Raw genomic sequence first — 14,446 nt, 5'->3', positions numbered from 1 at the left:
CATGAGTCATTATCGCCTTCGCGCCGGCCTTCGCGCCCCTCTTTTTTTGCTGATAACCCTACGCGTCATGATGGGGGTTGTATTGCTTCAATTTGCCTTGCCGACAAGTGCTCAGGCTCCTGCTCCATTACCGCCAATTTCACAGTCCAATAGCAATTTTATTTTATTGCCAGATCGTGGATCAGTAACCGTTTTGAAGTTAGATGATCAGTTGCGCGTTGGCAAGCCAATTGATGATGGCAAGGCGCTAACTTTTACTTCAAGTGATGCAATTGATGGGGTGGTGGAGCGCGATATGCATCTAAAAGGACGTGCTCAAATTCGTCGGAATGGCGCCGTACTGAAGGCGGATGAAATTACATATAACCCAGATACCGATGTTGCTGATTTGTTGGGTAATGCAGAACTATCAAAAGGTAACACTACTTTTAAGGGTCCAAAAGGACAATTTAAGGTCGATGCCCGCGAAGGTGTCATGGAGACTCCGAGTTATGAGATTCGCGATACGCGTGGAAACGGCACCGCTCAAAAACTCACAATAGAAAATTCGGATATTTTTGTTTTTGATAAAGCCACTTATAGTACTTGCACTCCAGAAAATATGGATTGGTATTTCACTGTAAGCAGTTTAGAAATTGATAACGAACAAAAAGAAATGGTTGGCACGAATGGCGTCATGCGCTTCTTCCATGTGCCTATTGCGTACGTACCTTATTTCACCGCACCAACCTCTGGTGAGCGCCGAACCGGCCTTCTAGCCCCCGTTGCCGGTTATAACTCGAACAACGGTTTAGATATTACTCAGCCTTATTACATCAACATTGCGCCCAATCGTGATTTGTTGTTGCTTCCTCGAGAGATGAATCACCGCGGCTTTATGTTGGGCGCATCGTATCGATTCTTGGAGCGAGAGTACTCAGGCGTTGCTACAGGTGAGTATCTGCCTTACGACAAGCAAACCGGTACCAATCGATGGAAGTATGACTGGCAGCAACGTCAAATTTTTTCAGGCGGGGTTGGACCAGGCGGTGCACCATTGCCGGGCTCATGGAGTGGCTATGTCAATATGGCGCGAGTTTCCGATAGTCTTTATCCAACCGATTTCTCTCAGAGTATTGCCGGCCAGGTAACGAGTCAGTTCCGCCAAGAGGTTGGTACTACGAAACAGTTAACCGGTGAGTTAAGTAACTGGATGGTAGGAGCGAAAGCAGCAAGCTTTCAAACTTTGCAGCCTGATCCCAATAATTTAGTACAAGCACCATATAACGTATTGCCAAACATTACTGCCGCTTATAACAGCCAGCTCAGCCCAGTTGTTTCAGATGCTAGCGGTAAGTATTTGGCTCTGCCTTCTGGACCTAAAACCACTTTCTCTGCTGACTACACACGCTTTGCATACGCCTTAGGGAGCAACTTTGGCGCGCCACCTCCAGGTGCTTATACCCAAGCAGACCGGAGTGTAGTCAAAGGCGCTATCTCCCTGCCGCAAATTACGCCAGGCTATTACATCACTCCTACCGTGAGCTTTCAGTCGAACACTTACAATGCGACCCCCTACGCATCTAGCAACACCACACCAAATGCACAAGGCTTCACTATTCCTACCTTCAGTCTAGATTCTGGTTTGGCATTTGAGCGTGATGCATCTGAGTTAAAAGGTTTTTACGGTCGCGATATGTTGCTAACTATGGAGCCGCGTGCGTTTTACGCCTTTACTCCATATCAGAGTCAAGCCAATACGCCGGTGTTTGATACCGCTGATGCAGGCTTTGGTGTGTCACAAATTTTTACTGCAAACACCTTCATCGGTAATGACCGTGTTTCTGATACCAATGCCGCTACTGTAGGTTTAACGAGTCGCATGTTGGAGGCGAACACCGGGGCAGAGCGTGCCAATGTCACCTTGGCACAAAAGCAGCAATTCACTGGGCAGCGTGTTGGCTTGAACGGCAATATTGCTACGCCATCTACTTACTCGGATACCTTGGGATCGGCATCGGTGCGTTTGCTCGGGAACTTTAGTGCAGACATGTTTGGTCAATACAACACACAGTTAAATCGCTTTGTGCAAACAACGGTTGGTGCAAGTTGGAGACCTACACCTGGGCGTAGTTTGAACTTTGGCTACCGCAATGTGTGGTCGCCACCAGTGCAGGCTTCTGTTCAGAATAATCAAGCCTTCACACCCTCTGCCACAACTACCGATCAATATAACGTTTCTGGGCAATGGCCGGTGACGCGCGAATTGTCAGTTCTGGGGCGCTGGGGTTATGACGCCCTCACGGTAAAAACCTTGAATACGATGGTCGGCCTAGAATGGACTCGAGACTGCTGGACCTTCCGCGGCGCCTATTCACAGGCGGTGAACACATCCTTGATTACCACCACACAAGTGCTTTTCCAAGTCGAATTTAGGGGCTTTGCTAGCGCCGGAAGCAATCCAGTTGATATCATGAAGTTAAATGTTCCTGGATATATGCCTACTTCGAAGCCTATCCCACCTTCTATATATGAGAATTATCAATGATGCTTTGTTGTAATCGCTTGAAACGGATTGTTCACTCCATCATGATTGTTGGGGCATTTTTACTGGCTGGCTCTGTGAGCGCGCAAGACTCATCGCGTACAAGCTCAACCACAGACAGCAAGATTCGCAATATTGATGGAGTAGCGGCGGTAGTCAATACTGGTTATGTTACCCGTAAAGAAATTGACGATCGCATTGTTACGCTTCAAAAACAAGGTACTAAACTCCCAGAGCAATCTACCTTGCGTAAGGCAATTTTAGAGCGCCTCATCATTGAAAAAATTCAGTTACAAAATGCCGAACAGGAAGGCATTAAAGTTACCAATAAAGAGTTAGACAAGATCATTGGCGATATTGCTGCAAAAAATAAATTATCAGTTGCAGAATTTAAGGCAAAGGTAATTGCATCAGGGATGACAATGGACCGTTATCGCGAAATGCTCCGTGAAGACATTATTGTTGGTCGCTATCGTGAGCGCGAGGTCGAGGCTAAGATAAAAATTTCTGATGCAGAAATTGATAACTTCATTGCTGAGCGTAATCGTGGAATGGGCGGTGGACCAGCGCCTCGCTCTGCTCCTGCAGCAAAAGGCGAGCCAGAAGAAATCGATGTGGCGCAGATCTTTATCCCAGTGGACCCCAATGCCGGGGTTGGAGCTCAGGCAGAGGCTAAAAAGAAGGCAGAAGCTTTATTGCGTGATGCAAAAGGAGATGCTGACTTTGTGCAGCTTGGCGCTATGGCCAGCAAAGAGAATCCCAAAATTAAGTTTCAGGAACTCGGCTACAGATCTCCAGACAGATTGCCACAGTTGTTTTATGAGGCTGTCAGAAATACTGGTGGTGGCCAAGTTGCTAACTCGGTTGTGAAAAGTCCAGCTGGTTATCACGTCTTAAAAGTATTGGATCGTCGTGCATTAGTTGCTGGCTCAAGCCCGCAACAGCAAGCTGCCCCACAAGATACGGCCGCTTCAACTCCGCAAAATATCATGATCACTCAAACTCTGGCACGTCATATTTTGCTGAAAAATAGACCTGGCTTAAGTGATCAAGATGCAGAACGACGTCTCCAGGGATATCGCGATCAAGTTCGTGCTAAGACGGCAGATTTTGGCGACTTAGCTAAAAAGTATTCCGAAGATGGGGCGGCTGCCAATGGCGGCAGTTTGGGTTGGATGGGGCCTGGTGATTTGGTCCCAGAGTTTGAGTTAGCAATGAACCGTTTGCAAATCGGTGAAGTCAGTAATCCTGTAAAAACAGAATTCGGATGGCATTTGATTCAAGTGCTCGAACGTCGAGATGCTCAGCTCACAGTAGAAAAGCAACGTGAGTATGCGCGTGCGGCCATTCGCGAAAGAAAATTTGAGCAGGCTTACCAAGATTGGATGCGAGAGTTGCGCGATACCGCAACAGTCAAGATCTTGAACGTTGAAGATGCAGCAAGCAGCGCACCACGTTAATTTAGTTCTTACCACTGGTGAGCCTGCTGGCGTTGGGCCTGAGGTTTCACTTGCTGCAGCCAATGCGTTTCTAGATGAGCAGCCAAATGTAGTGGTCACGCTTTTGGGTGATCCCGGCCTATTTCATTCTGATCGCTTACTACATAGCGACTCCAGACGCCTGAAAATTCAAGCTGTACCACTCGCTGACGTAGTCAAGCCCGGTGTTTTAAATACAAAAAATGCACCGTATTTAATTAATATTCTCAACCAAGCAATTGATGGCTGTCTCAATGGGCAGTTTGACGCGATGGTGACTGCACCAGTTCAAAAAAGCATTATTAATGTAGCGGGCATACCTTTTACAGGGCATACCGAGTATTTAGCGCAACGTTGTGGTGTTGATCATGTAGTGATGATGCTCACAGCCAATTTACCCAAAGGCTTCTTAGGTCTACAGGCATTAAGAGAATTGCGAGTGGCTTTGGTGACTACCCATCTGCCATTGAATGCGGTTTCAACTGCGCTCAGCCATGAGCTAGTGCTTGAGACGATTCAAATTGTTGCCCAAGACTTGCAGAAAAAATTTGGCATTGCGCATCCTGTTATTCGGATCGCGGGCTTAAACCCTCATGCTGGTGAGTCTGGTTATTTGGGGCAAGAAGAAGTGAGTATCATTACTCCTGCCATTGAGGCTGCCAAATCGCTGGGAATTGATGTCACTGGCCCCTATCCTGGGGATACGATGTTTGACCCTGCTGCACTAGGATCTGTGGATGCATTTATTGCTATGTATCACGACCAAGGTTTGGCGCCATTCAAGTTTGTCACCTTTGGAGGCGGCGTCAATGTCACCTTGGGTCTACCCATTATTCGAACCTCTGTGGATCATGGTACAGCGCTGGATATTGCTGGCAAAGGTTTGGCTGACTCAGGCAGCATGCTAGAAGCTTTGCGCTTGGCTTATCAGTTAGCGCTAAACCAGAAGGTAATTTCATAATATGCATCGCGCTCGCAAACGCTTTGGGCAAAATTTTTTACAAGATCAGGGAATTATTTATTCCATCGTTGCACTGATTAATCCCAGTCCAGAAATGCATGTGATTGAAATCGGTCCCGGCCTTGGCGCCTTAACAAGACCCCTGTTAAGCAATCTAGACCAATTAGATCTATTAGAAATTGATCGTGATTTAGTTGCCTATTGGAATCAAGAGAGCCTTCAGGGGCTGACCATAATCGAGGGGGATGCCCTGAAATTTGATTTTGATGCATGGGCCATCAATCACGGTGATAAAACAGGTCTTACCAAGGTTGTTGGCAACTTGCCGTACAACATCTCTTCGCCATTACTCTTTCATCTCGTTTCGGCTGCAGCACACATCGATGAGCAAGTTTTTATGTTGCAGGCGGAAGTGGTTGAAAGAATGGTTGCACCTGCAGGGAGCTCCGACTTCAGCAGGCTTTCCGTAATGCTACAGGCGCGTTACGAGATGGAGCTAGTTCTAGAAGTTCCACCAGAAGCCTTTGATCCTGCCCCCAAGGTGAACTCTGCGGTTGTCCGCATGATTCCCCGTCAACATTTTGATTTAAGTCTGGCGCAATGGAATGCCCTAGAGCAAGTGGTGGCAGCTGCTTTTTCTCAAAGAAGAAAAATGTTGCGTACTAATCTACAGAATTTTTCTGACAGACTGAAGCTAACTGAAGAAGAGCTTAAATCTAGAGCGCAGGATATTTCAGTAGGGCGCTATATTGAATGGGCGAAGACCCTATCTCCGTCAGTGAGGACTTAGAACGTCTGCCTACTGGTAAGCGCTTGGATCAATTACGCGCATTTCGGTTTCAATCCAACCCTCTATCTCTTGCTGTAATTCTTCACCAGATTTACCGGTTGAACTAATGGCTGGGCCAATCGAAAAGATCACAGTACCTGGCTTTTTTAGAAAGCTATTCTTAGGCCAGCAACGTCCTGCATTGTGCGCAATTGGTATTACCAAAGCCCCGGTAGCGCTGGCTAGGCGAGCACCGCCTTTGCGGTAAGGTTTATTCGAGCCGGTGGGGGTTCTGGTTCCCTCTGGGAAAAGCAGAATCCACTTGCCCTCACTTAAACGTTTGCGTCCTTGGCTGGCCACCGATAGTGCTGCCGTCTGTTTATTGGCGCGATTAATGTGAATCATTTTGAGTAAGGCGAGCGCCCACCCAAAAAATGGGATCCAAAGCAATTCACGTTTAAATACAAAACATAGTTGTTTAGGTAGCAGAGCGATGTAAGCAATAGTTTCGTAGGCTGATTGGTGTTTGCTGAGGATCACTACCGGCTCATTGAGCACTGCAAGCATATTCTCCATGCCACGAATTTCATAATGGATGCCACATAGATGCCACAACAACCAAATCACGATTTTGTTCCATAGTCCAATGAAGCGATAGCGATTTTCTGGGCTCAAGAATGGAAATGCCAACATGCACAGCACCGACCAGATGGGCGTGAATATCAGCAAAAATAGCGTGAACAGGGTGGAGCGAATGAAGACCATAATTGCCTTAGGCTTGGTTTTTTAGCAGTGTAGTTGCAAAAGCGAGAAGGTCAGCATGAATTTGGGTGCCCTCTGGCAAATCCCCTTTGGCCAAAGTTTTTTGACCTTTGCCGGTGAGAACCAGATGAGGCGCGGCTCCCAGCGCAATCCCGGCTTGTAAATCTCGTAATGAATCGCCAACAATCGGTACGCCCAAGAGTGGTTGAGTGCTATTGGCTCGTTGGTAGCGCAATGCAATTTCTTTCATGAGGCCGGGAGCTGGTTTACGGCAATCACAAGCATGCGCATCTACATGGGGGCAGTAAAAAATACTATCGATATGACCGCCCAATGGTTTGAGCAATTGCTCCATTTTGCTATGCATTGCATCTAAGTCATTGATGGTGAAGTAGCCTCTAGCCAATCCTGACTGATTGGTAGCAATCGCAATCTGATATCCCGCTTGATTGAGTAAGGCAATCGCTTCTAGACTTCCGGGTAGAGGTACCCATTCATCTACAGACTTCACATAATCATCGCGATCTTCATTGATCACACCATCGCGATCGAGAATAATGAGTTTAGAAGAGCTATTGCTCATGCTAATTTGCCGAGATCGGCAACGAGATTCATTTTCTGGTGAAGTTGTTGCAGGAGAGCTAGGCGGTTATCGCGTAACTCCGGATTAGGGTCCATCACCATGACATCAGCAAAGAACTGATCTATAGGGCCGCTCAGGGTGACAAGCGCTTTTAACACTTCCACAAACTGGCGCTTTTCATAAGCGGCGGTCAATGCAGGAGCGGCCGCTTCTAAGGCTTGATGTACTGCAATTTCTGCCGGGATTTGGAGTAATTTGTTTGAGCAAGCTGCTGGGATAGTAGTTGTGGTTTTCTTCAGAATATTACTGATGCGCTTATTCGCTGCAGCCAGTTGCGGCGCTTGCTCAAGTGCATTGAATTGACGCAAGGCGCTCAAGCGTTCGATGAGATCATTAATTTGTGCGGGAGACTGACTCAAAACAGCATCAATCTCAGCACTTGTGAACGGTTTTCCACCAACCGACTGATCTCGCAAATAGGCACGCAAGCGGTCGATGATGAATTCGTATATATCGGCAGCTTTGGCCTTTTCTTGAACATCTGCTTGCGGAAATTGTTTACGAGCAATTTCGATCAGCTCCGGCAGACTCAAAGAAAGATTTTTTTCTAACAATAGACGGCAAATACCAAGAGCGTGGCGGCGTAATGCATATGGGTCTTTATCGCCCGTTGGAGCAAGGCCTACGCCCCAAATGCCAACGAGTGTCTCTAGCTTATCGGCTATTGCCAAGATCGTGCCAGTTTGGGTTTGTGGGAGCGCATCGCCAGCAAATCTTGGCATGTAGTGCTCGCTACAGGCAGCAGCCACTTCAGCGTGTTCCCCATCATGGGTGGCGTAGTAGCGCCCCATGATGCCTTGCAGCTCTGGAAATTCCCCAACCATATCAGTGAGTAAGTCGGTCTTAGCGATCTCTGCAGCATGGCTTGCTAAAGAGGTATCGGCTTGGAGCGCTTCAGCAATTGCAGTGGCGATACCCTGAACACGTTTCGTGCGATCTAATTGATTACCCAGTTGGTTGTGATAAACCACTTTACCTAAGTCCGCTACCCGAGAAACTAAGGTGCGCTTTTGATCTTGTTGGAAGAAGAAGCGAGCATCAGAGAGGCGAGGGCGTACCACTCGCTCATTACCAGAGATGATGGCGTTTGGAGTAGCAGTTTCAATATTAGACACAATCAGGAAGCGATTGCGCAATTTGCCTTGCTTGTCAGTTAAAGCAAAGTATTTTTGATTGGTTTGCATGGTCAAAATCAAGCATTCTTGAGGCACCTCTAAGAACTCTTGATCAAAATGGCATTCATAAATTGCTGGCCATTCCACTAAAGCAGTTACTTCATCTAGCAAGCTATCTGGCATTAACACTAGATCGTCACCAGCGGCTTTTAATAGGGCGGCTTCAATCTGTGCGCGGCGCTGGTTGAAGTTTGGGATAACCTTGGCTTGGTTTTGGAGCACATTTTCATATTGATCTGCTGCGCTTACTGCTAGGGTTCCAGGGGCTAAGAAGCGATGCCCCTCAGTTTGGTTGCCAGCATGTATTCCCAAGGCGCTGATATTGAGGACTGTATTGCCATGCAATGCGATGATGCGATGTGCAGGACGTGCAAATTGAACGTCGGCCAATTGACCATCTTTCTGCTGCACTTGGTAGTGCATCATTTTTGCAATCGGTAGCTTATTAAGCGTTTGCTCGAGCGCTGTTTGTGCGGTGGACTCCAGCACTGCACCTTTAGCAATGGCATTGAGGTAGAGGGCTTCGTTCTTACCTTCACCTGCTTTTTCTAAGGTGGATAAATCGACGTCTGCATAGCCCAGCGCCGCTAATTTTTTCAGTAAAGGTGGAGTTGCATTGCCACCGGCATCGAAGGCAATGCTGGTGGGCAACAGTTTTTCTCTTACTGGATAGTCGGGCGCTTGAGCAAGCACGTTACTCACTTGAACCGCCAGGCGACGTGGTGTCGCAAAGCTGGTGACGGAGGATGAGTCTGTCGTCAGCTTGGCAGCTTTGAGGCTGGCAAAAATACCTTCACTAAAGGCGTCACCCAGGCGACGCAGTGATTTTGGTGGAAGCTCTTCTGTAAATACTTCAATCAATAAATTTGCAGATTGAGAAGATGAATTGGTTGTACTCATATTTAACTTGCGCTGTTCTGGTCTTAGGCTTTAGCTTGGCGTTGGCACATAGGGAAGCCCAACTTCTCTCGGGATTCAAAGTAGGCCTGAGCAACTGCGCGGGATAGGTTGCGGATGCGACCAATATAGGCTGCACGCTCTGTTACGGAGATAGCGCCACGGGCATCTAAGAGGTTAAACGTATGTGCTGCCTTCAGGACCATTTCATAAGCAGGCAGTGCTAGTGGTACTTCCATTAAGCGTTTTGCTTCACTTTCATAGTTAGTGAAGTTTGCAAAGAGAAGGTCTGTATTGGAGTGCTCAAAGTTATAACAAGATTGCTCAACTTCATTTTGGTGATAGACATCGCCATACGAAATACCATCAGCCCAAACTAAGTCATAGACATTGGAGCAATTTTGAATGTACATTGCCAAGCGCTCAATACCGTAGGTGATCTCTCCTAAAACTGGTTTGCAGTCTAAGCCGCCCACTTGTTGGAAGTAGGTAAATTGCGTCACTTCCATGCCATTGAGCCAAACTTCCCATCCCAGGCCCCAGGCTCCGAGGGTTGGGTTTTCCCAATCATCTTCCACAAAGCGAATGTCATTTTCTTTCAGATCGAGACCTAGAGCGGCCAAGGATCCTAAATAGAGCTCCAGAATATTTTCTGGCGCGGGCTTGAGAACCACTTGATATTGGTAATAGTGTTGCAAGCGATTTGGGTTCTCACCATAGCGACCATCTTTTGGTCTGCGAGAAGGCTGCACATAGGCCGCCTTCCAGGGCTCGGGTCCAATCGCACGCAGGAAGGTGGCCGTGTGTGACGTGCCTGCACCTACCTCGAGGTCAATGGGTTGCAATAGGGCACAACCTTGTTGGTCCCAATAATCTTGAAGTTTGAGAATGATTTGCTGAAAAGTAAGCATGATTAACCTGGCTAAGCCTTTGATTTTACATGGCTAGCCCGGTTTGGAGTCAAAAAATGACTAAAAACGTCTGCGGCGAATCAGGCCCCAGATCAAGAGTAAGCAAGAAATACTCAAAATAGGGAAATTGCCCCAGATCACATAAGGCGTTTTTCCGGAATACGCCTGTACTTGGGTGCTCAGGGTAGCCTGGGTGAACTCAGGGAGGGATTGCAGTACCTTGCCGTCCGGGCCAAGCACTGCGGTAATGCCGGTATTGGTTGCGCGTAAGGCAGGTAGGCCAGTTTCCAATGAGCGAAGTTGCGAGAGGCGCAACTGTTGGGAAGGCGCTTGCGATTGCCCAAACCAGGCGAGATTAGTCATATTGATCAGTAGATTGACTTCTGGTTTGCTATCTCTAATGCGTGCAGCCAATTCTCCGCCAAAGACATCCTCGTAGCAAATCGTGATCGCTGCGTAAATAGAGGTTTGATCTTGAAGATCAATTTTGAATGGTGTTTGAGCGGTATCGCCGCGCGCAAAATCACTGAGCGGAACTTGAAAGGCATTCACGAACCAATGAAAACCCGGTGGAATAAATTCACCAAATGGCACTAAGTGGGATTTATCGTACTGGTAAGTAGAGCCTTTAGGAGAAAGGCCTAGAGCTCGATTAGTGTATTGAATATTGCGCTGGTTGGCAGCTTCACCGATTACACCAAGTAAGACATTGCTAGCGCTCGCATTGACAAAACTTTGCAGGTAATTGATGAGGCCTGCAGGAAGATTACTTTGTGGCCAAGGGAAGGCAGTTTCAGGAATGACAATGAGCTCGGCCGGTGCCTTAGTAATTTCAGTAGCATAAAAATCAATCTGTTTGGCAATCGCAGAAGGATTGAATTTGAGACTCTGCTCAAAGTTTCCTTGGATGATACGAACAGTAATAGGTTGTCCAAGTGCTTGGGTAAAGTGTAGTAATCCTGCCAGCTGTGCAATCAGAATGCTGCCGATGACAAGGCTTGCGCTGACAATGGGACGCTTGGATAGCTGTAAGAGCTCCCAGGAAATCCAAATGGTCAAAAAGGTGCAGGCTAGACCACCCAATAAGGGAGCAAGAGCTGCGAACGGACCATTGATTTGACCTTCTGCTAAGCCCATCCAAGGGAAGCCAGTAAAGAGATAGCCGCGCAGAAATTCCATAGCTACCCAGCTAGCAGCTAAGAGCAATCCCGTCACCACACTTTTTTTGAAATACGGAATGGCCATTGTGGCTATCGAGAAATACAGTGCCATATAGGTGGATAGTAGAAATACGGCCGCGCAAGAAAGAATGCTATTCATGCCGCCAACATCATGCAGGCTAATGTAGAGCCACCACAACCCAATCACAAAATAGCCAAGGCCAAAAATCAAACCCGATTGAAAATAACTTTTGCAAGTGTGGGTTGTTGTGCGATCTAGATGCCACCAGATCAGACTCAGAATCGGAATCTGAATCCAGCCACCATAAGGCAATTCAGTTACACCAGCAAGCAACGCACCTAAGATCAATAATCCCGAGAGTGCTAATGCACGTTGACGCTTTTCCGATGAGAAGGGAGGCTTTTTGACCAAGGGGATCCTTAGTCGGATTTTTTGGGTATTTGCCGCGCAAGCAAAATGTGAACTTGCCGTGGGTCAGCTCGTTGCACCTCAAATTCAATGCCGTCGATTTCAATCAATTCACCCATCTTGGGCACACGCCCCAAGTGTTGAATGACTAAGCCGGCAACGGTTTCAATATCATCTATTGCGAACTGCGTACCTAAGGCTTCATTGAATTGATCGAGCTCGGTAATACCTTTGACGCGAACATCACCGTTGTCCAGAGAGATGATGTTATCTGCTTCTTCGTCAATATCATGCTCATCTTCGATGTCGCCAACAATTTGCTCAAGGACATCTTCAATCGTGATGATCCCGGCTATGCCGCTGTATTCGTCGACCACTACCGCAAGGTGATTGCGATTATCTTTAAAGTCGCGCAACAGAACACTCAAGCGTTTTGATTCAGGAATAAATACGGCTGGCCGCAGCCAATCTCGGACTTGAAAATCCTTTTCGGTGGAATGACGCAACAAGTCTTTTGCTAATAGAATTCCGATGACGTTATCGCGCGTACCTTCAAATACAGGAAAACGAGAGTGAGCCGCCTCAATCACAGTCTTCACAATTTCCGCAAGCGGAAGGGTGATATCAATCCAATCGATCTGAGCACGTGGCACCAAAATATCACGAGCGCAAAGTTGACCTACCTGAAAGACGCCTTCAATCATCGACAGCGCATCAGCATCAATTAAGCCTTCAGACTGGGCTTCGCGCAGGGTATCGATGAGTTCTTGGCGGCGTTCGGCGGGGCTCGTTGGCTGAGGTGATAAAAATTCAGCTAAACGATCTAAAAGAGATTTATTGGGGTCAGGCATGTTGCAAGAATAGCGTAGAAATATGTCAGGGGCTCAGTTTGTAGGGAGGTAGGGGTTAGTAAAGCCTAGTTTTTTCAAGAGGCTAATTTCTAGCGCTTCCATTTTCTTTGCCTCTTTATCTACTTCATGATCGTAGCCCTGAGCATGTAGGCAGCCATGAACGACGAGATGAGCTAAATGCGCTTTTAAGGACTTGCCTTGCGCTTTTGCCTCTTTTTGCAGAATCGGTAGGCAAAAAATAATATCCGCAACGACATGATATTTGTCCTGCTCGTAGGGAAAGGTCAAAACATTGGTAGCGTAATTTTTCTTGCGAAAAGCGAGGTTTAATTTTTTTCCTTCTGCGGCATTCACAAAACGCAGGGTGATTAATCCGCTAGAGTTAATGCTAGCCTTAAGCCACTTTTTCATTAAGGCAGATGAGGCTGCTGTGGAGAGCGTCGCCTCAATTGCTGGGCTGGCGTATTGAATATCGATAGCCAGTTTGGCACTGCCAAGTTTCGATTTAATTTGCATGACGATTTACCAGCTCACCTCTTAGGGTGTAATTAAGAACTTCAGTGATGCGAATGTCTGCCATCTGACCAATTAGTGAATCAAGGTCTTGATTGGGTGGCGTGAAGTGCACAACGCGATTGTTTTCAGCACGACCTTGCAAGTTCACCCCATCTTTTGCAAGTCCCTCGATCAATACTTTCTCAGTATTACCCAGCATCTTTTGACTGATTTGATTGGCTTGCTCTTCAATCACTCCCAGCAAGGTCTGCAGGCGCTTGAGTTTGACTTCATAGGGCGTATCGTCAGTCAAATTGGCGGCAGGTGTGCCTGGGCGCGGACTAAAGATAAAGCAAAAGCTGTTATCAAACTCTAGCTCTCGCACCATTTTTAATAATTTCTCAAAGTCTGCATCTGTTTCGCCGGGAAAGCCGACGATGAAATCGCTCGATAAGGTGAGATCTGGTCGAACGGCCCGCATTTTGCGAATAATGCTTTTGTACTCAAGTGCGGTATAGCCGCGCTTCATGGCCGATAGCATGGCGTCAGAGCCGTGCTGCACGGGCAGGTGAAGGTGGCTTACCAGCTTTGGTACCTTGGCATACACATCGATCAAACGTTGTGTAAATTCTTTTGGATGGCTGGTAGTAAAGCGAATGCGTTCCACGCCCGGAATCTCGGCAATATATTCAATCAGTAAAGCAAAGTCAGCAATCTCTTCTGTATCACCCATCTTACCTAAGTAGGCATTCACATTTTGTCCGAGCAATACGATTTCTTGAACACCTTTACTGGCAAGACTAGCTACTTCGGTTAGAACATCATCAAAAGGTCGGGATACTTCCTCGCCACGGGTGTAGGGCACAACACAATAACTGCAATATTTTGAGCAGCCTTCCATGATGGAGACATAAGCGGATCCGCGGGTTTGGCGCGATGCTGGGAGATGATCAAATTTTTCGATTTCTGGAAAGGAGATATCGACCTGCGAGATACCCGTCTGGCGACGCTTTGCAATGAGATCACTTAAGCGATGCAAAGTTTGGGGGCCAAATACAACATCGACATAAGGTGCGCGACTGACAATTTGTTGACCTTCTTGGCTGGCCACGCAGCCACCAACGCCAATCAGGAGATCCGGCTTGGTTTTTTTCAGCTCACGCAAGCGACCCAAATCAGAAAAGACTTTGTCCTCGGCTTTTTCACGAATAGAGCAGGTGTTGAGTAAAACAACATCTGCATCTTCAGGGGTGTCAGTCATGACCATGCCCTCATCGGCATGGAGGAGGTCTGCCATCTTGCCCGAGTCATACTCGTTCATTTGACAGCCAAAGGTTTTGATATAGAGCTTTTTCATATGCCGTTCTCAGGTTTATAGCTGGGGGCGAAG

General features: G+C 47.3%; 12 protein-coding genes. 4 read left to right on the top strand and 8 right to left on the bottom strand.

What is annotated here, in order from left to right:
* Position 1 precedes the first annotated feature (1 nt).
* From ICN24_RS00175 to rsmA, 4 genes are read left to right on the top strand one after another with little or no spacing between them, the layout of a single operon-like run.
* Entirely contained in the window at positions 2–2,527 is a 2,526-nt protein-coding gene (locus tag ICN24_RS00175) for an LPS-assembly protein LptD (protein WP_216220564.1), read from the top strand.
* Positions 2,524–3,984, top strand: coding sequence for a peptidylprolyl isomerase (locus ICN24_RS00170; protein WP_255532507.1), 1,461 nt, complete (start codon positions 2,524–2,526; stop codon positions 3,982–3,984). The genes ICN24_RS00175 and ICN24_RS00170 overlap by 4 nt, the downstream gene beginning before the upstream one ends.
* On the top strand, positions 3,959–4,963 hold the full coding sequence (gene pdxA, locus ICN24_RS00165; RefSeq protein ID WP_216220562.1) for a 4-hydroxythreonine-4-phosphate dehydrogenase PdxA: 1,005 nt from the start codon (positions 3,959–3,961) through the stop codon (positions 4,961–4,963). The genes ICN24_RS00170 and pdxA overlap by 26 nt, the downstream gene beginning before the upstream one ends.
* A 1-nt stretch (position 4,964) precedes the next feature.
* Positions 4,965–5,753 carry a 16S rRNA (adenine(1518)-N(6)/adenine(1519)-N(6))-dimethyltransferase RsmA gene (rsmA, locus tag ICN24_RS00160; protein WP_216220560.1) on the top strand — a complete coding sequence of 263 codons (789 nt, stop codon included), beginning with the start codon at positions 4,965–4,967 and terminating at the stop codon, positions 5,751–5,753.
* Between the two features lie 9 nt (positions 5,754–5,762).
* Here the strand turns inward: rsmA and ICN24_RS00155 are convergent, their stop codons facing one another.
* The 8 genes from ICN24_RS00155 to miaB are packed head-to-tail and all read right to left on the bottom strand — an operon-like array spanning position 5,763 to position 14,413.
* Positions 5,763–6,497, bottom strand: a complete 735-nt coding sequence (locus ICN24_RS00155; protein WP_216220559.1) for a 1-acyl-sn-glycerol-3-phosphate acyltransferase — start codon at positions 6,495–6,497, stop codon at positions 5,763–5,765.
* 7 nt (positions 6,498–6,504) lie between these two features.
* On the bottom strand, positions 6,505–7,077 hold the full coding sequence (gene gmhB / locus ICN24_RS00150) for a D-glycero-beta-D-manno-heptose 1,7-bisphosphate 7-phosphatase (protein ID WP_216220557.1): 573 nt from the start codon (positions 7,075–7,077) through the stop codon (positions 6,505–6,507).
* A complete protein-coding gene (gene glyS / locus ICN24_RS00145) occupies positions 7,074–9,212 on the bottom strand; it encodes a glycine--tRNA ligase subunit beta (protein WP_216220555.1) in 2,139 nt (712 codons plus the stop codon). Before glyS ends, gmhB begins: the two co-directional genes overlap by 4 nt.
* 23 nt (positions 9,213–9,235) lie before the next feature.
* The gene (gene glyQ, locus ICN24_RS00140) at positions 9,236–10,120 is read right to left on the bottom strand and encodes a glycine--tRNA ligase subunit alpha (protein ID WP_216220553.1); all 885 of its coding nucleotides are present in this window, start codon (positions 10,118–10,120) and stop codon (positions 9,236–9,238) included.
* A gap of 60 nt (positions 10,121–10,180) precedes the next feature.
* A complete protein-coding gene (gene lnt, locus ICN24_RS00135; protein ID WP_216220551.1) occupies positions 10,181–11,713 on the bottom strand; it encodes an apolipoprotein N-acyltransferase in 1,533 nt (510 codons plus the stop codon).
* Positions 11,714–11,721: 8 nt separating this feature from the next.
* On the bottom strand, positions 11,722–12,561 hold the full coding sequence (locus ICN24_RS00130) for an HlyC/CorC family transporter (protein WP_216220549.1): 840 nt from the start codon (positions 12,559–12,561) through the stop codon (positions 11,722–11,724).
* Positions 12,562–12,594: 33 nt separating this feature from the next.
* A complete protein-coding gene (gene ybeY / locus ICN24_RS00125; RefSeq protein ID WP_216220547.1) occupies positions 12,595–13,077 on the bottom strand; it encodes an rRNA maturation RNase YbeY in 483 nt (160 codons plus the stop codon).
* A complete protein-coding gene (gene miaB / locus ICN24_RS00120) occupies positions 13,067–14,413 on the bottom strand; it encodes a tRNA (N6-isopentenyl adenosine(37)-C2)-methylthiotransferase MiaB (protein ID WP_216220545.1) in 1,347 nt (448 codons plus the stop codon). Before miaB ends, ybeY begins: the two co-directional genes overlap by 11 nt.
* Positions 14,414–14,446 lie beyond the last annotated feature (33 nt).

Source organism: Polynucleobacter sp. UK-Kesae-W10 (assembly GCF_018881575.1).
Lineage (GTDB): Bacteria > Pseudomonadota > Gammaproteobacteria > Burkholderiales > Burkholderiaceae > Polynucleobacter.
This window is presented reverse-complemented; position numbering and strand designations above follow the sequence as displayed.